This window comes from Shewanella sp. ENK2 (genome assembly GCF_043568515.1).
Classification (GTDB): Bacteria; Pseudomonadota; Gammaproteobacteria; order Enterobacterales; family Shewanellaceae; genus Shewanella; species Shewanella japonica.
This window is the reverse complement of record NZ_CP171406.1, coordinates 4761765-4783965: the sequence shown is the minus strand read 5'-3', so window position 1 is coordinate 4783965 and position 22201 is coordinate 4761765. Positions and strand designations below refer to the sequence as shown.

The 22201-nt window shown below is 39.0% G+C and carries 16 protein-coding genes and 1 pseudogene; 16 read left to right on the top strand and 1 reads right to left on the bottom strand.

Features of this window, described 5'->3' with window-relative positions:
* Window positions 1–33 precede the first annotated feature (33 nt).
* The 16 genes and pseudogenes from tssC (at window position 34) to ACGEDC_RS20820 (ending at window position 19921) form a co-directional block, all read left to right on the top strand.
* On the top strand, window positions 34–1569 hold the full coding sequence (tssC, locus tag ACGEDC_RS20895) for a type VI secretion system contractile sheath large subunit (protein WP_372036957.1): 1536 nt from the start codon (window positions 34–36) through the stop codon (window positions 1567–1569).
* 14 nt (window positions 1570–1583) lie between these two features.
* Window positions 1584–2390, top strand: a complete 807-nt coding sequence (locus tag ACGEDC_RS20890) for a type VI secretion system accessory protein TagJ (protein ID WP_394495554.1) — start codon at window positions 1584–1586, stop codon at window positions 2388–2390.
* Window positions 2391–2399: 9 nt separating this feature from the next.
* Entirely contained in the window at window positions 2400–2888 is a 489-nt protein-coding gene (gene tssE, locus ACGEDC_RS20885; RefSeq protein WP_065107832.1) for a type VI secretion system baseplate subunit TssE, read from the top strand.
* On the top strand, window positions 2885–4714 hold the full coding sequence (tssF, locus tag ACGEDC_RS20880) for a type VI secretion system baseplate subunit TssF (RefSeq protein WP_394495551.1): 1830 nt from the start codon (window positions 2885–2887) through the stop codon (window positions 4712–4714). Before tssE ends, tssF begins: the two co-directional genes overlap by 4 nt.
* Window positions 4711–5796, top strand: coding sequence for a type VI secretion system baseplate subunit TssG (tssG, locus tag ACGEDC_RS20875; RefSeq protein WP_080915969.1), 1086 nt, complete (start codon window positions 4711–4713; stop codon window positions 5794–5796). The genes tssF and tssG overlap by 4 nt, the downstream gene beginning before the upstream one ends.
* A gap of 19 nt (window positions 5797–5815) precedes the next feature.
* Window positions 5816–8421 (top strand): annotated as a pseudogene (tssH, locus tag ACGEDC_RS20870) (type VI secretion system ATPase TssH).
* Window positions 8422–8799: 378 nt separating this feature from the next.
* Window positions 8800–9279, top strand: coding sequence for an Hcp family type VI secretion system effector (locus ACGEDC_RS20865; RefSeq protein WP_055023372.1), 480 nt, complete (start codon window positions 8800–8802; stop codon window positions 9277–9279).
* Between the two features lie 57 nt (window positions 9280–9336).
* A complete protein-coding gene (locus ACGEDC_RS20860; protein ID WP_394495548.1) occupies window positions 9337–11256 on the top strand; it encodes a type VI secretion system Vgr family protein in 1920 nt (639 codons plus the stop codon).
* 2 nt (window positions 11257–11258) lie between these two features.
* Window positions 11259–11612: a hypothetical protein gene (locus ACGEDC_RS20855; RefSeq protein ID WP_192022870.1), complete on the top strand. Its 354-nt coding sequence runs from the start codon at window positions 11259–11261 to the stop codon at window positions 11610–11612.
* A gap of 49 nt (window positions 11613–11661) precedes the next feature.
* Window positions 11662–11952 carry a PAAR domain-containing protein gene (locus ACGEDC_RS20850; protein ID WP_055023369.1) on the top strand — a complete coding sequence of 97 codons (291 nt, stop codon included), beginning with the start codon at window positions 11662–11664 and terminating at the stop codon, window positions 11950–11952.
* Between the two features lie 21 nt (window positions 11953–11973).
* On the top strand, window positions 11974–13077 hold the full coding sequence (locus ACGEDC_RS20845; protein ID WP_394495545.1) for a hypothetical protein: 1104 nt from the start codon (window positions 11974–11976) through the stop codon (window positions 13075–13077).
* Entirely contained in the window at window positions 13074–14048 is a 975-nt protein-coding gene (locus ACGEDC_RS20840) for a hypothetical protein (RefSeq protein ID WP_394495543.1), read from the top strand. The genes ACGEDC_RS20845 and ACGEDC_RS20840 overlap by 4 nt, the downstream gene beginning before the upstream one ends.
* 86 nt (window positions 14049–14134) lie before the next feature.
* Window positions 14135–18529, top strand: coding sequence for an RHS repeat-associated core domain-containing protein (locus ACGEDC_RS20835; protein WP_394495541.1), 4395 nt, complete (start codon window positions 14135–14137; stop codon window positions 18527–18529).
* A 53-nt stretch (window positions 18530–18582) separates the two neighbouring features.
* The gene (locus tag ACGEDC_RS20830; RefSeq protein ID WP_394495539.1) at window positions 18583–18903 is read left to right on the top strand and encodes a hypothetical protein; all 321 of its coding nucleotides are present in this window, start codon (window positions 18583–18585) and stop codon (window positions 18901–18903) included.
* 207 nt (window positions 18904–19110) lie between these two features.
* Entirely contained in the window at window positions 19111–19521 is a 411-nt protein-coding gene (locus ACGEDC_RS20825) for an ADP-ribosylglycohydrolase family protein (RefSeq protein ID WP_394495537.1), read from the top strand.
* Window positions 19522–19690: 169 nt separating this feature from the next.
* Entirely contained in the window at window positions 19691–19921 is a 231-nt protein-coding gene (locus tag ACGEDC_RS20820; RefSeq protein WP_394495535.1) for an ADP-ribosylglycohydrolase family protein, read from the top strand.
* Window positions 19922–20789: 868 nt separating this feature from the next.
* Here the strand turns inward: ACGEDC_RS20820 and ACGEDC_RS20815 are convergent.
* The gene (locus ACGEDC_RS20815; protein ID WP_394495533.1) at window positions 20790–22076 is read right to left on the bottom strand and encodes a citrate synthase; all 1287 of its coding nucleotides are present in this window, start codon (window positions 22074–22076) and stop codon (window positions 20790–20792) included.
* Between the last annotated feature and the right edge of the window lie 125 nt (window positions 22077–22201).

Here is a 22201-nt window from a genome sequence, read left to right as displayed (position 1 = left end):
ACCCTCATTTGTTTTCAAGGATAGAAACAAACGATGACGCAAGAAACCATTTCATTTGTTACAAGTGAAATTTTCAATGATGACGCAGGCTTTAAACAGCCTGTGTCATCAACACCACAAAAGCTGAAAAATAAACATCTTGTTGAACGATTCCTTCGTGAATCAGACTCAACCCGATCGTTATTATTGTGGCTTGAAAACTCGCGTCATTCTTTAACTCAGTTTGACAAGCACTCAGTGCTACCTCTTTTATTAAAAGCGGTAGATCTTATCGATAAGCAGCTCGAGCAACAAATCAATAGCATTATCCACAACAAAGCTTTTCAGTCATTAGAGGCGAGTTGGCGTGGCGTGTTTTATCTTGTAGAGCAGCAAGAGTTACATGATAAAGATCAGAAAGTTAAAGTAAAAATTCTCGATTGTTGTTGGCAGACGTTATCTAAAGATATCAATCGGGCTATTGAATTTGACCAAAGCGAATTTTTCAAACTCATTTATAACAATGAATATGACATGTCAGGTGGCGAACCCTTTGGCACGCTTATTGGTGATTATCAGCTTAGCCATAAATCTAGGCCAGGTGTTGCGACAAATGATATAGATGTACTAAAAGACATATCACGCACCGCTGCAGCAGCTTTTGCTCCTTTCATTACATCGGCATGCCCAACATTATTTGGTGTTGATGACTTCTCTGATTTGTCGGCTCACATGAATATTGAAAAAATATTCGAGCAAACTGAATACGTAAAATGGAACTCACTTCGTGAAATGGATGACTCGAGGTTTATTGGACTAACCATGCCGCACATACTGATGCGATCGCCATATTTAATTGACGGGACGCGCAGTGAAGGCTTCAAGTTTAAAGAATCAATAAAGCACCCAAAGACTGATCATTTATGGGGAAATGCTGCCTACGCCTTTGGTGGCGTACTAATCCGCTCATTTAGTGATTCAGGCTGGTTTGGCCATATTCGAGGCTTAGAGCCTGGTAGTCGTAAAAAAGGGCTAGTGTGTGACTTAGCTGTTAGCCAGTATGAAACTGACTTATACCGCAAGCGAAAGAAACCGTCAGTGGATTTACTTGTCAGTGATAGAGCTGAAAAGTCATTTTCTGACCAAGGTTTTATTCCATTGTCTCCCGTTTCAGGCTGCGAACATTTAGTGTTTTACAGCAATGCATCAGCCCAGAAACCCATAAAGTACGAACGTTTGGAAGACACCATCAATGCCAAACTATCAACCATGCTTCAATATACGCTTTGCGTATCTCGGTTTGCACATTACATCAAAGTGATAGGTCGAGAAAAAATCGGTTCATTAAGCTCTGCAGAGGCTTGTGAGCGAGATATACAACTATGGCTTCATAATTACACGACTGCATCCGATGTGTCTTCCGACGATGTTAGAAGCAAATATCCCTTAAGAAATGCCCAAGTACAAGTAAAGGAAATGCGCGGAAAACCAGGGCATTTTTACTCAATTATTCAATTACAACCCCATTTTCAATTAGATCAGATGGTTTCTAGCATTAAGTTAGTGACTGAGCTGACCTCAAGGAATTAATTAATAGGTATCACATGAAAAAAATACAACAGATGCTGCAAAGTGGTCAGCTACAAGAGTCAATTAAATATGTAGAAGCTCAGTTAAGAGAAGACCCAATGAATGTTGATTTAAAAAGTGCATTCATTGAACTGCTTTGCATTAACGGTGAACTTGAGCGTGCTGACAAGCAGCTTAATCTTCTTGTGCAAAAACATCCTGATTTCTTAATCGGTGCTTCAAACTTACGTCAATTAATTCGTGCAGAGCAAAGTAGACAGGATTATATGCAAGGCAACTCAGTACCTAAACTGTTCGCTGAGTCTGATGATCACGTTGAAGCGCTAATGAAGTTACGTTTAGCGTTAACTGATGCCCAAAAAGGCAATGATACTGCCAATGAAGTGGCTCAGTGTAGTCAAGGATTAGAAGCTCAACGCCCTCAAGTGAGTTTGTTATTAGACGATCAAGTTAATGAAGAGATAAGAGATTTGGATGACAGCTTAGGTGGCTTTATAGAAATCTTCGGAACTGATGGCTATTACTATTTAGCGCAACTTTCAGAAATTGAATATATCAATTTTCAACCGGTTTCATCATTGGTTGAAACCGTCTGGAGACGTGTTGATCTAGCGATTAAAAACGGCCCAAGTGGCGAAGCTCACATCCCACTTGTTTACGGTAATAGCGAAACAGATGCACAAAAATTAGGTCGTGAAACGGATTGGCAAGAAGTCGCCACAGACGTTATGACAGGTAAAGGATTAAAAATGTGGTTTGCAGATGACAATGCACTGCCTTTGAATCAAGTGACTAAAATCCATACTCCCGTTTTACAGTAGGAAGTCATTTTGAGCCAAAACCAGCAACCTATTATGGCATCAGTACTTGATCGTTTAATCGATGATGCGCCAGATGAGCAAGATGTCAAAGATAGCCATAGAGGCCTTAATTTACGTCAGTTAAGAACCAATGTTCGTCGTGATTTAGAAAATCTGCTTAATGCAAAGTTACAGTGGCAAACTTGGCCAGAACATTTAAGCGAACTGGATCATTCTTTAATGAATTATGGCCTACGTGATTTTTCTTCTATGCCTGTTGCAAGCCTCGATGGGCGCCAACTTCTGTGTAAACAGGTTGCTGACACGATTAAACGGTTTGAGCCTCGATTTCTTGAAGTCATGGTTGAAACGGTAGATAACGAGCAACCATTAGATCGGGTATTAAGGTTAAAGATTAATGCACTTTTATATGCGGATCCTGAACCTGAATTTATTACATTTGACTCAGAAGTTGAACCAGTTCATCTGGCGATGATTGTGAATGAGGGGGCGTTGTGAACCAAGAATTATTAGAATATTACAACCGAGAGTTAGCATTTATTAGGCATATGGGCTCGGAGTTTGCGGAGCAATATCCAAAGGTCGCTGGTCGATTAAGGTTAAGTGATGAACATGTCGAAGATCCACATGTGTCGCGACTTATCGAAGCTTTTTCGCTATTAACAGCGCAAGTAAGGCAGAAGTTAGATGACAGTTTTCCTGAACTAACAGAAGCGTTATTAGGTCAATTGTATCCTGATTATCAAGCACCAATTCCTTCAATGTCAGTGATAAAAGTCACCACAGAAAACTTGTCGACAACAGGAGTACAGCTACCTAAAAATACTAAGGTTGATACTCAAGTTGATGGTATGAAGCCATGTCATTTTCAAACATGTTATGACATGAAACTGTGGCCAATTGAAGTGCAAAAAGTGCAATTTCAAAATGCACCATTCAATGCGCCAGAACCTCAATGGCCAGAACGGGCTAAAGCCATTATCAAACTGGATATAGCATGTGAGTTTGAAGAAATTAGCATGCCGAGTTTAGGTGTTAACAGACTGAGATTTTTCTTGAATGGTCAGGACCATCAAACTTTCCAGTTATACCAATTACTGTTTCAACATAGCTTAGGCTTTGCCTTAGTGAATGACGACCAATCCGTGTGTCATTTCTTAACTCAGCGGCACTTAAAGTCGGTGGGTTTTGAGGATGATCAGCAAGTCATACCATACAGCCAACGCAGTAGTGCTGGATACCGTATGTTACTTGAAAACTTCATTTTTCCTGAAAAGTTTTTGTTTTTTGATATTGATGACATTGAAGGAAAGTGGCAAGGGATTAACGATAAGTTTTCGCTTTATATCTATTTAAAAGAAGGCTCGCAAGACCTTGAAAAACAAGTTACAGCGAATCACTTTTTGCTTGGGTGTACTCCAGTCATAAATTTATTTGAGCAAAAACTTGAGCCTGTCAGTATCGATGCATCTCAATATGAATATAAACTGGCAGCGCGTTATGCTGATGCAGAAGTTGCAGAGATAATCGGTGTTAAACAAGTCATTGCCTATGATCCTAAAGATAATCAAGTTGAGGTTACACCGTTTTACGGTGAATCCCACCCACAGTATTTAGGCCATGACAACTTATTTTGGCACTTAAGGCGTGAGTCATCGAGTTGGTCTGGAGGGTATGCAGAGCAGGGGACTGAATCCTATTTATCGCTGGTGGATCATAATTTTAAGGGCTTTAAAGCCGAAGAAGATTATGGCGCTTGGATACTGAGTATTAATGCTTTATGCAGTAACAGAAATCTACCCGCTCACCTGCCATTTGGCACCGATGAACCTAAAATGTTTGTGCCAGAACGTGCTGATATTATCAAACACGTAAAATGCCTTTTAGCACCAACTATGCCCGTGAGAGCTTCATTAAGCGATGCTTCTCGTTGGCAATTGGTCAGCCATTTATCTATAGACAGTTTTAGTGGCCCTGATGCGCTGACGCATTTAAAAGAAACGTTAAAACTGTATGACTTCAAATGCTCACCAGAGAATAAAAACTTGATTGAAAACATCTATCAAGTATCAGTGTCCCCCGATACTGCTCGGGTCAATCAAAATGGACGTATCAGTTTTTGCAGTGGTAGTCATATTGAAATTACGTTCATCAAAGATCATTACTCAGGTAGTGGAGTGTTCTTTTTTTGCAGCATTTTAGACCATTTCTTTGCCCAGTTTTCTGTTGTAAATAGTTTTACGCGTTTAAGCATGAGGTTTAAAGATCAAGATGCCATCACGCATACGTGGCCAGCTCGTTCTGGAAATAGGCCATTACTATGACAATGAGCACAGAAGTAGACTTTGATGAGTTAATCAATCAGTCGGCGAACATGAGTGCACCTGCAAAACAGTTACAAGCGATTGCTGATTCACCGACAGAGCATGACTTTTATCAGGCTGTATATCAATTTCAGCAGCAATTACTTCAAGGAAAAGAGCAAGGTCACAAAGTGGGCCATGATGCCATTCCATCAGAAGAGTTATTGCGGTTTAAGTCTGATCAACATTTGGGTTTTCCTGGGCAAGCAATCAGTAAAGTGAATTTAACCCAAGCAAGCGCTGCTAAAAAAATTGCTGCAGAAATGCATGTCTCCTTTATGGGGTTAACTGGCCCAAGTGGTGTGCTACCTCAACATTATACAGAGCTATTACTTGAACGATTGCGCTTAAAAGACACAGGTATGCGGGATTTTTATGATTTATTTAATCATCGCATCATCTCGTTATTTTATCGAGCATGGGAAAAGTATCGATTCTCTGTTAACTATCAACCGCTTCAAGATAGTCCGCCAGATAGTGTGTCAGCTTTCAATAATCAAAAAGACAGTTTTACGCATGTGCTGAGCCTGCTTAGCGGTAAAAAGTCGTTGAACTGTTATTACGGTGGTTTTTTGAATAGAAAAACGCCGAGTGCTGAATCACTTAGAATCATGCTGAAAGACTTTACTGGTTGTGAAGTTGAGATAGCGTCATTTCAAGGTCGTTGGCAGCAGCTTTCAGCCAATGAACAAACCAAGTTATCTTCCAGAGCAATGCCAGAAGGTCAGTACGCGCGTTTAGGTGTAGATGCGAGTATTGGCAGCCGAGTTTGGGATATTAATTCCAGTATTAGTATTCAACTCACACCTAAAGACGGTCAAACGGTTAGTGCATTCATGCCTGGTGAGAAGTGTTATCAGCCGTTAAAAGATCTCGTATCAAGCTATTTAGGCCAAACGGCGAAATTTAAAATTTATCTCGATGTAAAACAACAAGACGCTCCAAAAGCTCAGCTTTCAAAAGCGGCCGTGCCGTTAGGGTTAGGTTGTGGTTTATTAAGCCGAACCGAACATGGGCAACAAACAAAACGCTTAATGATTTAATTAATAAAGGATTATCAATATGTCAGCGATGACTTTAAGTAACTTAGTAGGGAAACTTAATCTAACATGTCGCCAGTCTTTAGAGTCTGCGGCCAGTGTGTGTCACAGCCGAAGTCAATTTACGGTAGAAATTGAACATTGGTTACTTGCGCTGTTAGAGGCTGAGTCAGGTGATTTAGATATCATTATGGCCAGTTTTTCAATCCAAAAAGACCAATTAATTCATGAAGTAAGGCAAGGCCTTGAGAAATTTAAAACAGGTAATAGCGCAGCGCCAAGTTTATCGCCGCATATTGTTAGTCTACTGAGACAAACTTGGTTAAATACCAGTATTGAATTTAATGATAATGAAATCAGAACCGCTTATTTGATTTTCACATTATTGACCGATGACTCGTTAAACTCGTTAGTTTCTCGTTCAGCGAAACAGCTGTTCAAAATCGATTCAGCGCAATTAAAGCATGCATGGCCACAACTTGAGAGACAATCTACTGAGCATAAAGTATCAAGTAGTGATATTGAAGAGACTCAGGCAATGGAAAATGCACCCAGTAAAACGCCGAGTTTAGATCAGTTTACCCAAAATTTAACGCAGCAAGCTGAAGCAGGAAAAATTGATCCTATTCTAGGTAGAGATAACGAAATTCGTCAGATGATCGATATTTTAACCCGTCGTCGCCAAAATAACCCTATTTTAACTGGTGAAGCAGGTGTGGGTAAGACAGCGGTAGTTGAAGGGTTAGCGTTAAAAATAGCCCAAAAAGAAGTGCCATTAGCGTTACAAAATGTCCGTATTCATACTTTGGATTTAGCCCTGCTACAGGCCGGAGCGGGTGTTAAAGGTGAATTTGAAAATCGCTTAAAAGCACTGATTAACGAGGTTAAAAACTCGGTTAAACCCATCATTCTATTTATCGATGAAGCGCATACCATGATTGGTAGTGGAGGGCAGGCAGGCCAAAATGATGCTGCAAATCTTTTAAAACCAGCATTAGCTCGTGGTGAACTTCGTACAATTGCTGCTACAACATGGGCTGAATATAAGAAGTTTTTGAAAAAGATGCAGCGTTAACTCGACGTTTTCAGGTGGTTAAAATTGAAGAACCTGAACCAGAACAGGCTATAGCAATGATGCGAGGTTTGCTACCTGTTATGGAAAGTCACCATAAGATCTTGGTGTCAGATCAGGCGCTTTGTGCAGCTGTTAATTTATCACATCGTTACATTACCGGCAGGCAGCTACCCGATAAGGCGGTAAGTTTGTTAGACACGGCATGTGCGCGCGTTGCAATGAGTCAGGCTTCAACACCAGGCAGTGTCGAATCATTACAAAGACAAATTCAGCAACTTGAGACGCAAATTGATATTTTAACCCGTGAGCAGAAAACGGGTACCGATCATAAGAAAGTCATTAGCGAGATAAATAAAGAGCAAAAAACGTTAGAGAAAGCACTCAAGCCTTTAATGAAGCAATGGGAAACCGAACTTAAAACAGTGGAAACCATTGCAGAATTAGTGACCAAAATCCAAGAGGGAGAGGAAGATTCTGATCAGTTAGTTGCCGAACTCACGACGCTAAAACAACAATTAGCAAGCAATAAACAACCTATGGTGCATTGGCAAGTTGATGAGCAACTGGTTGCAGAAGTGATTTCAGACTGGACCGGGATCCCTGCTGGTAAAATGCAGGATGATGAAATTACCAATGTGCTCAATCTAAAGGACATTATGGCTAAACGAGTTATTGGTCAGGATCATGCCTTGGACTTGATTGCGAAGACAGTGCAAACGTCGCGAGCGCAGTTAGGTGATGAGAAACGCCCAATAGGGGTGTTCTTATTGACGGGCCCAAGTGGTGTAGGTAAAACAGAAACGGCATTAACTTTGGCAGAGCATGTTTATGGTAGTGAAGATAACGTGACTGTGATCAACATGTCTGAATTTAAAGAAGAACATAAAGTTTCTTTACTATTAGGTTCACCTCCTGGTTATGTGGGTTATGGCGAAGGTGGCGTGCTAACAGAGGCTGTTCGTCGTAAGCCTTATAGCGTTATTTTATTGGATGAAATGGAAAAAGCGCACCCTGGAGTACAGGATATTTTCTATCAAGTATTCGATAAAGGCATGATTAAAGATGGTGAAGGGCGAGATATTGATTTTAAAAATACAATTATCATCATGACTTCTAATGCTGGGACAGATACAACTATGTCTTTATTTGAAGATGAGCAAACGGCGCCTTCAATCAATGGTTTAAGAAAGGCTTTACAAGATGACTTGCTGACTTACTTTAAACCCGCATTTTTAGGACGAACCAATGTGGTTCCATATATTCCATTAACTCAAGACATGTTGAGTGAAATTACTAAATTACAGTTAGCGAGAGTTGGTCATCGCCTTGCGGGTCATTATCAGGCGAAATTTAGTTTTACCGATGACGTTGTAAGTAAGATCGTTTCGATGTGCCAAGATGCAGGTTCTGGAGCCAGAAATGTTCACAATATTTTACAAAACTCAATGTTACCTGAACTCTCAGTACAAATATTACAGAATATGGCGACCAATAAAAAAATAAATAATGTCAAAGTTAATGTAAGCAAGGAAGAATTTACCTATAAAGTATAAATTTAATTTTTTTAAAGTAAGAGATGACTTACAAAATATAATTATTAGGTATTAGTTAGCCAGTGTTAATAATAACAAATGATAAGGGTTTATATAAATCTTTATTGTGGTAGGTTCTTATAAGTGTCTGAATTAATATCTTTTAATTATTTTTGTAAATTATTAACTCTTGTTTTGTAAGGTCGATTGATTTAAAGAAAACCTTTGTTATAATCTTTTGGCTTTAAAAATATATATCTACTTTTATCAATGAATAATACTTTTGGGTGTTATTTGTTAGTAAGTGCATTTTTAATAAATTGAAATATTAAGTTTGTTATTAAACTTATATAAAACTGTCCATTAATGGATGACAATCACGCAAAAGGAGCATTAATAATGCAAGCGAACACGTATTTAGATTATGAAGGTATTAAAGGCGAAACTACTGCTGAAGAATTCAAAGACATGATTACTGTGTTATCAGTAGACTGGAATGTTAGCCGTGAAATTACTTCTTTTACTGGTACTGCAAAAGACCGTGAAGCGAGCTCTACACGTTTAGGTGATGTAACTATCACTAAATTACAAGATAATGCTTCTACTGATCTTTTCAAAGAAGCAACTATCGGTAAAGGTAAAAAAGCTATTTTCCATGTGACCAAGCAAGGTGACAAAATTGAAGAAATCATGCAAATCGAATTAACTGATGCAATGATCTCTAGCTACAGTGTTTCAGTTCATGGCGATCGTCCAGTAGAAACTATCACTATCAGTTACACTGAAATGATGATGGCAGTAACGCCTACTGATGATAAAAACAACATTACTGCAGCGCTACGTTACGGCTACAGCGGTGTTAAAGGTCAACAAATGTAATCCATTTGCGATCTTAATCTTGAGGGAACGTCAGTTTCCTCAAGATCTTAATTCTTAATGACTGAGGCAAGGAATGCTAAAGGCGACTCAAAAAATAATATAATCAGTATCAGCACCCCATTAGGTAAAGACACGCTATACCTAACGCATCTTACTGCCACAGAAGCCATTTCTCAGTTATTTTCTATCAATGTGTCCATGTTTACCGTTGGGACACAAATTAGTTTAGATAGCCTTGTGGGCAAAAATGTTTGCATCACTTTACGCAACGCAGAAAGTGACGGAGCTGCTCGATATTTTCATGGTGTAGTCAGTCACTTAGAATCAGCAGGCATGCGAACTGCTGCTTCCGATATATCCCAAGATTATATTGATTATCAAGCTGTTATCGTGCCTAGAATGGCATTGATGAAAAAGCGCAGTAACTGCAGAATTTTTCAAAACATGTCAGTAATCGATATTATTAGTGACTTGTTTGGTCAACATAACGTTGCCTTCCAAAATAAAACCACGCGCACATACCCTAAATACGAATATTGTGTTCAGTACCTTGAATCTGATTTAGATTTTGTATGCCGTTTATTACAGCAAGAAGGTATTTTCTTCTTTTTTGAACACAGCGTGAGTGCACATACCTTAGTACTTGCCGATGATATTACAGCTTATAAACCTTGTGCAGAAGAGAAAGTACGTTGTTTTTCTGGTCATTTAGCAGAGTCACACGTTGCTCACTGGCAAGGCGGTATGAGTATGGTGAGTGGCGGCTTTATGCAAAAGGGTTATGATTACGAACAACCCAAATTATATCCGTCAGGCAGCCATGCCAATGCCAGTTTACCTGATCAAAGTACACTTGAAGTTTACGACTACCTTGGCGAGTCAGAGTTAAATAAACGTGCTCAACCATTTGCTAATAATCAATTAGAAGCATTACAAAAAGACATGAATAAATGCAGTGGTCAAGGCGACTGCCGCAGCTTTAGTGTAGGTAAATTTTTTAGTTTTAAGGATCACGAAAACAGCAGTTATAAAGGTAAGAGTTTTCTTATTACAGCCCTAAGGACATCTGCAACACAGCCTAACCAATCTGGCGCTGGTCAATCGGCTTCAATTGGTGTTTATCAAAATGATTTTGAATGTGTGCCTAAATCAACTCCGTATCGGCCAACACTTCAAATCAATAAACCGCTTATCAATGGAGTGCAAACTGCAGTCGTTACTGGAGAATCTGGTGATGAACAGCATATTGATAAATTTGGCCGAGTTAAGGTGCAATTTCATTGGGATAGAGATGGTGAATTTAATAGTAAAAGTTCATGCTGGATCCGTGTTGCCCAAAGTTGGGCTGGTAATAAATGGGGCGCTTTCTTCTTCCCAAGAGTAGGTCAAGAAGTCTTAGTTGAGTTTATTAATGGCGATCCTGATCAACCAATAATCAGTGGCGCAGTTTATAACGCGGATTTAATGCCACCCTATGCTTTACCGGCTAAAAAAACGCAGTCAGGGATTAAATCGCATAGCACTAAAGAGGGCGGCGCAGATAATTTTAATGAATTACGCTTTGATGATGAAAAAGGTAAAGAGCTGCTATTTTTACAAGCAGAAAAAGACCATCAATTAAATGTTAAGAACGATCAGAAAGATACTATAGGCAATGATAGATTTTTAGATATTGTTAATAATGACAGCGGCAAAATTGGTAATGATAGAACTACTGAAGTCGTCAATAACGATACACTTAAAGTCGGTAAAGACCGTAGCGATGATATTGGCAGTAACGACACGCTTAAAGTGGGCAAAGCGCTTAATATCGAAGCAGGGAAAGAAGTCGTGATTAAAACGGGTAGTGCCTCGATTAAAATGAGCAGTGATGGCTCGATTTCAATAGAAGGTACCAACATTCAAATTAAAGGTACTAATGTGAAAGTAAACGGTACCAGTATTGCGTTGAAAGCAGCGCAAATTAAGTTGAATTAACAATGCAAATTTCAAGTTACCCTGGCGTTGGATTAACGGGTGCGTTTTGTCGTGGCCACGAGTTGATTTGCCAATTTGGTTATCGGTATTTGATTTGCAAACCCGTTGATAAACCTCAAGACCCACTATTGGATATACCTGATAAGACCTATGTAACTAGTACAACCTATGGTGAACAATTCTTAACTAATCGTCATATGTGGCGTAATCATCAGGATGTAATTAGCCATATTTACAACTATTTGATGAATGACGAGTATGCATCAGGAAGGGCTGAGCAAATAAAATTAATCAAAGAAATAGCGGTAGCCTTAATGCAACAAGACTTGCTCGTTATACCGTTAGAAAGTGATTAATACCCTGCCGATAGCGCCAATGTAAGACTAACAATTCAAGGAAGATTTTATGGGAATGCCCGCAGCTACACTGACATCTATGCATGTATGCCCAAAAACTAACCCAGGCCCTGTCCCACATGTAGGCGGACCTGTCATTATGGGCTCAGGAAACGTGCTTATTGGTTCTATGCCTGCTGCTCGTAAAGGTGACAAGTTAATTTGTGTTGGCCCACCAGATACAATCAACGCAGGTTCAAGTTCGGTACTGATTAATGGAAAACCCGCAGCGAGACTCGGAGACAGTACTGCCCATGGAGGTAAGATTGTAGTAGGAAACCCTACTGTAATGATTGGATAGTATGAGCAAGGATTGCGTTGAATGAACTTGATTGAGAATTTTGAACTTCTCTTAGCACAACGACAAATATTAATGTCGTCGTTTCAGTGTGCCCCTAAAAATGTTGAAGATAACACCCGATCTTTATTAGTCACACTCAATATGATCCAGCAGCAAGCTCACGAAGAACATAATAGCGAAGCATTTCTCTGTGCTAATAGCGTCGTTGAAATAGTGACAGCGTTTGAAAATGATGTGTATTTCAGTACGGAAAATCAGTTAGTTGTTTTGCAACTACTGTTGCAAATTCATCTCAAACAAAGAACCCACGACCAAGCAAAAGTATTTGAATTATTATTAAATAACAATCAAATAGATTTAAATAAATACATCCCTAGTTTAGCACTAGTGGCTTGCCAGTTTGGTGTTGAAGGTTTGCAGTTCTCGATGGTTGGTAAAACGCCTGAACAAATTAACCAATATATTTTGTTTTGTATCTACCGAGGTAAACGACTAAAAAGTATTGCAGGTATTGCCTCACTAAATCTTACGCCGCTGAATGCACTATATGCAGAAATGTTGTTAGAAGAAATTTCTGAGCCATTAGCGCTATATAACCGTTTTGTTGAAAATGAATATTGCCATAGCCCTTTGTTTGAAATATTTGTGACCTCTCTTGATGAACAGGTTTTAACTCAAATTTTCAATTTAATGAGTCGTGATGAAAACCTCAGTGACAGAGTGATTCAGCTTATGGGTTTTTCAGGCTTTGGTAAATTTGTGCCATTTTTAGCAAAAGCAATGCAGCACCCCGCTAAGACATTAATTGCTTTTGATGCTTTAAGAACGCTTTTAGGCCCTGGACTTGACTCGTCAATTCCTTACCAAAGACAGTTTGAAGAAAACACACAAAGACGTGCTGAGTTTCTGCAATTTTATAGCGCTAAGTTACTTAATCGCTGGCAATTATATGCGCCAGATACACCTGGAGTTCGCCTACTCAATGGCGTGGAAGTTAGCCTAGAAACGGTCGATAAAATATTGCTTAAATCGAGCCCTGTTCATCAAAGGGTGGCTAAATTACATCAGCTTAGATTAACCGGTGAAGTGCGAACTTCGTCAATGACCATAAAGTTGGCCTCATGATTATTAATGTACTCGAATCAGAGTTAATCGTAGGTCAATGCGATAATCAAATGCAGTTGATTAATTTACCTTATACAGAAGGGCTCAATTTCAATCTGCAATTACCAAACGGAACTCAATTAGTCTCAGGTATGCGCAGTGATCTAAGTGCGAAATGTAAATTAACACGCATTATCGAACTGCTAAGTAAGCTGCCTATAACTGATGCCAGCGCATGGGCGCCATATCAGCACAATCCTGTTTTTTGGTTGTTGCCTAATTTAGCACCTGAAATGTTAACTCAATGGGTAAACGCATTACATCAAGCTTTTCCCCATTGTTTTGAACACCCTAATGGGCGCATTTTCCCTATGGGAAGTGCATCTTTACCTATTGCGTTTGAGGCGGCTAAGACGATGGGAAGCCGTGTTGACTCGATTGTCTTTATCGCAGTGGATAGTTTGTATTTTGATATGCCTGAACTTTATCGAACTGGTCAATTGATTAATGCAGATATTGATGAAGGCATTAGGCCTTCTGAGGCCGCGATAATGACTAAGGTTCAAGTTTCCACAGCAGAAAAAACATCACTAGGGCTGCATGTGACTGATGTATTTCAAGACGCTGCTACCCAGGTTCAATTAACACAATCAATTAAGCGTTTATTTACTCAGCTTACAGAGCAAGATGAATCAAGTTTACTAAAACAATTATATTTCCCCGGTGATAATCAAACCACCCAAGATAGCTGGCTTAATGCCTATGAGCAGCTAGCGGGAAAAATAGATCAAGATACCCAAATTACTCAAACTAATTATTACACAGGGAATATTGGTGCCGCAGCGGGATTATATAATTTATTACACGTATTTAATCGCTATAAAGAACAAGCTTTGTCAGGAGTAAGCGTTCAGTTAGAGGTTTCTGAGGAACGTTATCTTGGCCTGTTAAGGTATGAGTGGCTAGGTTGCAGCGGTGAAGCAAATGGCTAATCAGAATCAAATGCAGCCTGTATGGCTGACAACGCATTTAGCTGTTTTTAACATTAGTCTCATGGATAGAGAAGGCGTTAGTACCAATGACGGTCAGTAATTTTTATTTTAATGGTTTCAATCGGCATATCGTTGTTGTTCCCAGCAGTGCATCAACACCTTCTGGTTTCCAGTTACAAACCTTTAGCCAAGCTAATGAAATTGAGCAGTTGGTCAATGAAATAAGTCCTCATTTGGTACGTGATAGAAATGCCTTAATGCAAGGGCGCGCATTAGTATTGCAAGCGGGCTTGAATGCTTCGTTAAATCGAAAACAAATCGTCACTAAATTAAATGAAGCAATTTCACGTAATCTCTTACGTGTTTATGTTGAAACGCCTAAAGCAAATATTCAAACTTCTACCGAAACGGCCTCACTCGGAAACAGCTCAAGTAAATCTAAAGCGCCTGTTTCAAGTAAAGGTAAGCAGACTGCTCAATCAACTGAGTCTGGCACCATTGCGAATACGACTCCAACTGAAGTACCAATTGATCAACAAGAATGCCGCAGTGATCCAGTGTCTATGTTATCTGGCGAGGAAATTTTACCGTTAACTGATTTTGAAATTAATGGCCTAATGCCGTTAACTTGGCGACGTTTATATCGCTCTAGTAAAGTTGAACGCAATGTTGGGCTTGGTTTTGGTTGGCGACATAACTTTAGCTTACAACTGAATCGCCTATATCAAGCTCCTCCCAAAGTGGGGCCGAAAAAGCCTGGTAAATACTGGTTTGAGCTCACTGATGAAGAAGGCCGAGTACATGTTTTTGACGAAGTTAAGCGCGGCCAAACCAGTATTCAAAGCACGACAGGTTGGTCGCTAGTTCATCAAGCTGATGGTCGACAGGTATTATTAAAACCAGATGACAGTCATTGGGCGTTTAAAAAGCGTCAAATTGACAATCAAGATGTGTGGTTACTAGAAACGATTAGTAATCACCAAGGCCAATATTTTCAGCTGTACTATGATAAGCAAGGCAAGCTTAATCAAATAACCACAGGGCCTAAACGCGGTGTTCTCCTTAGTTATAACGCCCAAGGTAACTTACTAAAAGTTGCTTCTTATATACTTGACGAGAAAGGTAATAAGCAGCAACACCCTGAACTCCTTGCAAGCTATCAATATGATGACCACCAAGCCTTAATTGCAGCAACTGACATGAATGGTCTAGTTGAACGATACAGCTATCATAAACCTAGCCAAACTCAGGGAGCTAAAGCTTCAAGCCGAAGTAATCACAAAACAACCTATTTATTAAAAGCCAGAACTCGAGCTTCAGGGTTTAGCCACCACTTTTTATGGGATGCTGAGGACGTAAACGCTAAATGCATAGAGCAGTGGGGTGATAATGAGATCTATCACTACCATTTTTCTTATGAGTCACATCCAAATGGCATGCGAAGTCGTTGTGTTGATTCTCTCGGAAATAAAGAAACATTCGTTCATAATTCTCAAGGTTTGCTGATTGAACATCATAATGCTAATGGTGCGGTGACACGGCATCAATATGACAGTGTTGGCCGCAAAATAGCGACCATTGATGCAAACAATAATCAAACCCAATTCATATACAATACCTCAGGACAAATTGAAGCCATTATTCATGCTGATGGTGGTGTCACACAATTTGAATACAACCGTTTAGGTCAGTGTATTCTTACGCAAGATCCCATTGGCCGAACATTTACAAAGCAGTTTGATGCAACAGGTCGCATTTTATCTGAAAGTCATTTTGATGGTCGTCAACGGAATTTTCAATACAATGATTTTGGACAAGTAACTCAAAAAACAGAGCTTGATGGTGTTATACATCGATATCATTGGGATAGAGATGGCGAATTATTAGCAACACAAATTGGCGATGCTTTAACTCGCTATAGTCATGATCGCTTAGGACGAGTAAATGCAACAATTAACCCGCAAGGTTTAGTTACTGAGTACATTCGCGACCTCAATGGGCAAATAATTGAAGAAAAAGCTTACCCTCAAGATAAGCCTGAACAGGCAATTATCACCCAATATCAGTTTGATCAAGCAGGTAGAAAAATTAGTCAAAAATTATTGGCTGATGAAGCAGTTGTTGATGAAAACGCATCTGATTTAAATAATGCAAATCAGAGCGATATTGAAACGCTGCTTAGCTATGATGGATTAGCTCAACCGTGTCAACAAACTTTTGCAGATGGTAGCTGGCTTAAATTCTTCTATGATAAAGAGCGTAATTTAAACAAAATTGAGCGAAGTGATGGTGCTCAATATCGAATTGAATACACCCCGACAGAACAGCCAAAAAAATTAATCGGGTTTGATGGTCGCGAGCAAGTTTACCAATATGATGCCAATGATAAGTTAGTGGCAGTAAACGACAGTGACATTCGTTTTATTGAATTAAAGCGTGATGCACTAGGTCGTATTATTCAGCAAAGCAGTCATGTAAAACTTGATGCTAATGTTCATTCTGCTACGTTAAACACTCAAAATTTTTACCAATATGATGTCATTGGCAATATCACTCGCGCGCACAATCAGCATCGCACGCTAGAGCAAAAATATGACACTAAGGGTAGAGTCACTCAGGTCAATCAAGGTGCATGGCACTTATCTTATCAGTACGATGCTAAAGGTAATCGAAGTGGCTTAACCTTACCTGATGGAAGCCAAGTAAATTATCAATATAATCGTAATGGCCTGTTAGCGGATATTGGTGTTGTACTAACCGATAATCAGCAAACTATCGATATTGCTCAATATCAATATACAGATGCTGGCTTATTAGAGCACACAAGGTTAGGTAATCAACTCGAATCAACCCACACATATGATGCTTATTCAAGGCTTATTGAACAGCAGTGGCAACACGCTAAGTTTGCAGAAAGTGAAAGTGAAAGTGAAATTGAAAGCGAGAGCGAAGCAACAACTTTGTTAAGTTCACCGCTATTTGAACATCGACACTATCATTATGATAATCAGCACCAGCTTAAAGCATCTGAAAGTCAATTAAATTGCAATGGCGTGCAGGATGAGAATGACTTAAATGTCGATTTAACCCAATTTGAATACAATAAAATTAGCCAGTTGGTTAGCCATTCGCGAGAGAGTGAAGCAAAAGCATTAAGCGCGAATAGTAAAAGCAGTATTGCCTCTAACGCCATTGCTGTAAAACATCATCACAAAGAACAGTATCATTGGGATGCATTTGGCAACCCGACTCAACATATTCGTCAACATGACGCTCAGGTATTAACCACTGAACAAAATCGTCCTGATAAATCCATTCAAGATGTGGTTGTTAACAATGACCGACTAATGAGTATGGCAGGAGTGGATTATCGTTATGATGCCAGTGGTAATCAAATCTCTCAAATTGGAACGGGCAATAAACAACAGCGCAGTTTTAATGGCTTAAACCAGTTAATCCAAATTAATGATAATGGCAAACTGACGCAATATGAATATGATGCATTAGGTAGACGCAGCGCAAAAGTGACCGAGCAAGGCCGTACTGATTTTATTTGGGATAATAACCAGTTAATTGGTGAGTGTACCCGAGGAGAGTTCAGCTGGTACATCTATCGCCCAGAAAGTTTTGAGCCCGTAGCACTCATTAAACAAGGCAAGATTTACTATTATCATCTCGATCAACTTGGTACACCGATTTGCCTGACTGACTCGAGTGCGCAAACTGTATGGCGTAATCAGTTAGATGTGTTCGGAAAAGCCTTTGATACTGTTGTTAAAATCAAGGTTGCAAGAGATGATGAGTTTGAAAATACGATAGTAAACCCTATCCGCTTTCAAGGTCAGTATTTCGATGACGAATCAGGCCTACATTACAACCGCTTTAGGTATTACAGTCCTGAGCAGGCACGGTTTATTCATCAAGACCCAATCGGGTTAGTCGGCGGTATCAACCACTACCAATATGCGCCGAATCACGTTAATTGGGTTGATCCATTTGGGCTGAGTTGTAAGGAGAATGCTTGGAATGAATTTCAAAAAGATCATAAAGGTCAGTTTAAAACTTCCAAACAGGCAGCATTTGCATATCAAAACTTAATTAAACATCAATCACCTTGGCCTATTGGTTTTATACCTATTGCAGTTACAATATTGCCTGGGGGAGTGTTTAATATGGCATATGAGCCAGGTCAAAATATCGAATGGATTGGTGGTTTTGGAACTGAAGATGAAATCACTAGTAAATCATATGTCAGGAATCAACTTGCGGTTAAAGAAGTATGGAAAAGTGATTTGGATCGAGTTGTGAAATTTAAAGTAGTTAAGCCTTTACCTGCTTATATCGGACCTGTTGGTCCCCAGGTAGATGAGAAATCAGGTAAATATCTCAAAGGCGGCGGAACTCAAATCGAATTTGATATTCCTGCTAGAAAACGAGGTGAGTATTTAGAAGTCGTAAGTATTACTGATCTGAAAAAATAGGATATTGGAATGCTGGATGATATTAAAATAGAAGTGGTTGGTGAAACTATTTCTTGGCATTTTTGCGGAAAAAAATTGAATTGAACATACCAAATATTGGTTCTGCTATTAGGGATAAAAATAATAGTTCAATTGTTATTTCTATCTTAGATGGGGAGTACCCTAAATTTTTACATGTTTATGACTTACTTGGAAATTTTTTGATGGAGTTGGCGGAGCCTGAAGGGTTTGAGTTTTATTATATAAAGAATAATAAATCTCAAGACGTGTCGATCGTTTGCTCCTCAGAAAAACGAATTGATGGAAGGCTTGATTGGCAATTTCTTATAGATTATGAAGCTAAAAATTTATATCGGTATTGTCCTTCTTATTAGCAATAATAGCTAATACTTGAACTGACAGTTACCTATAAATTCGGTAACTGTCTATATAGTTGTAAGTAAGGTTTTTATAAACTGACTTAATTTCCTGTATATCATCTTAGCATAAACGGCTAAGAATCTTATCGAAAATCAAACGAATGGTAGCGTTTGTAAGAGCAGTCATGACAGTGGGTAGTTATTTATATAAAAATCATTAATATGAAGGTGGGTGAGTGGACTGATGATACTAGTATGATGTACTGCTTAGCGCATAGTTTGGTTCGTACTAAAACTTGTGACTTCAAAGACCAAATGGATTTATATACTCGCTGGTGGCAAGACGGCGTTTTTAGTGTTAACGGCAAGTGCTTTGATATAGGTTTAACAGTTGTGTCGGCATTACAAAGATATGAAAAAACAGGAGAACCATTTTCTGGGGATACAGATCCAATGTCGGCGGGGAATGGCTCGTTAATGCGCTTAGCTCCTATACCAATCCGCTATTATGATAGTTTTATTGATGCTGTTGAATATGGTGGATTAAGTTCTAAAACAACTCATGGTGCAACTGAAGCCGTGGATGCTTGTAGGTATTTTAGTGGCTTGATATGGGGGGCATTCATGGAGTAAGCAAAAGCCAACTTTTAGATGGTATTTATAGTCCTATAGATGACTTTTGGGAGGCAAATCCTTTATGCCCATCAATGGTAGAATTATTAACGTCAGAAAATTATAAAATAAAGAAAGCTTCTGAGATAAGGGCTAGCGGTTATGTAATGCATACCCTTGAAGCTGTTTTATGGGCATTTTTAATTCCGATTCATTCGAGTCTGGGGCTTTACTTGCAGTAAACCTAGGTGAAGATGCTGATACGACAGGTGCTGTTTATGGTCAGCTAGCAGGAGCTTTTTACGGTGAACGTGTCATTGATTATAACTGGGTTAGTAAAATAAAAGAGCATCATGTTTTTTATTTAAAAGCTCAAGAGTTAAAAGAGTTGATAAATGCTGAAAGAAATAATCTCGTTTAATAACTATATAGTTATTTACTTATCTAAGTTAGGCTGATTCAATTAGTTTGTTCTACTCATAGTCGAATGTTTAATCTGTAACTCTGACACCTATATATCAATACTAATTGTACTTAGATGCACAATGTTATCAAAAATGAATTAAATTCATCTAAATTATTATCGCACTATAGCTGAGCAAGCATGTTTTACTATGGTGCGAAATTTACAATCTGGTTTATCCTTCTTTTTTACAAATAGCTGTTATTGACCTTTAAAAGCACAAATACTTCGCCGTTGTTCCTGAGTTATAGTGTCTCGTTATAATTTACTTTGTACACTTATAACTTTTTTGCATAAAAATGTGCCTTTGCAAGCATATTAAATTACTTTTCACCGTTTTAGTGCATGGTTTGATTGTGTGGGAATGGAGTGAGAGTCATACTATATGGCCTAATTGACTTTCTTTTATAACCTTACGAGGTCTACTTTCTCTTAATCGGCCAAATACCTCAATGAATATTTATGTGTTTTTGTATGGTTATCTTAGTTTATTTTTACGTATTGGATTGTTATTGCTAGTGGCTCAAACTGAATAAAATCGGGAGAGAGCGATAACTTTAGCAATGCACAAATGCTCATGATGAGTTAATGAGAAGGTAACTTGTTTATAGCTAAGGCAGGCAAGGGCAATTAATTCACACGCTAATATCGTACTTATTTCAGTTAGTGAGAGGTGTTTGTTTGAAGAATTGTGGGCTATTGAGAGTGTACGATGGCATCAAGTCTAATCAATATTTATTAGTTAAATCTTTTCATTCAGGTTTACATGAATTTCAGACAATAAAAAAGCGCCGTATAGGCGCTTTAGAAGTTAATTTAATACGAATTAACGCTTATCTAAACTAACAAAATCACGGTCTTCTGAGCCAGTGTATAACTGACGTGGACGACTGATCTTATGACCTGGTTGGTCGAGCATTTCTTTCCAATGAGCAATCCAACCAACTGTACGAGATAGTGCGAATAGCACTGTAAACATACTTGTTGGGATACCAATTGCTTTCATGATGATGCCTGAGTAGAAATCAACATTTGGATAAAGCTTCTTAGAAACGAAATACTCGTCTTCAAGTGCGATACGCTCAAGTTCCATTGCTACGTCAAGTAGTGGATCTTTAACGTTTAATTCAGCTAAAACTTCATGACAAGTTTCACGCATAACTTTCGCACGAGGGTCGAAGTTTTTATATACACGATGACCAAAGCCCATAAGACGGAAAGGATCCGATTTGTCTTTTGCTCGTGCAATAAATTCTGGAATGCGGTCTACACTGCCAATTTCTTCAAGCATGTTTAAACAAGCTTCGTTAGCACCACCATGAGCTGGACCCCATAATGAAGCGATACCTGCCGCGATACATGCAAATGGGTTAGCACCTGATGAACCTGCTAAACGTACTGTAGACGTAGAGGCATTTTGCTCGTGATCCGCATGCAAAACAAAGATTCTGTCCATTGCTTTTTCAACAACAGGATTGACTTTGTATTCTTCACATGGGACAGCGAACATCATCGATAAGAAGTTACCTGCGTAACTTAAATCGTTGCGTGGATAGACGAAAGGTTGGCCAATTGAATATTTGTAGCACATTGCTGCAATCGTTGGCATTTTAGAAACTAGGCGGAAAGCCGCAATTTCACGATGTTTTTCATCATTTACATCAAGAGAATCTTGGTAGAACGCAGATAATGCACCAGTAACGCCACAAAGCATTGCCATTGGATGTGCATCACGACGGAAGCCTCTAAAGAAAGAAGCTAATTGTTCATTAACCATTGTGTGGTTTTTTACCATTGCAACAAACTCTTCGTATTGAGTTTTGCTTGGTAATTCACCATAAAGCAGTAAGTAACAAACGTCTAAATAGTTAGATTCAGTCGCTAGCTCATAAATTGGGTAGCCACGGTGTGTTAGTACACCTTTTTCGCCATCAATGTATGTAATTGCAGACTCGCAAGAGGCTGTTGCTAGAAAACCAGGATCGAAGGTGAAATGACCTGTCTTTCCTAATTTACTGATATCGATTACATCAAAACCAGCAGTTCCCTGCTTAATTGGTAAATCGATTGAATCATTCCCCGGTAACTCTAATTTGGCTATATTGTCAGCCATACCCCGTTCTCCTTACTTCATTCTTTTCTGTGAGTGCGGCATGTTAAGCGGACATTACTTTACAGTGAATCGTGATCACATTTCAATTTAAATAAGCGTTTAAATTTATTAGACCATGGTATAAA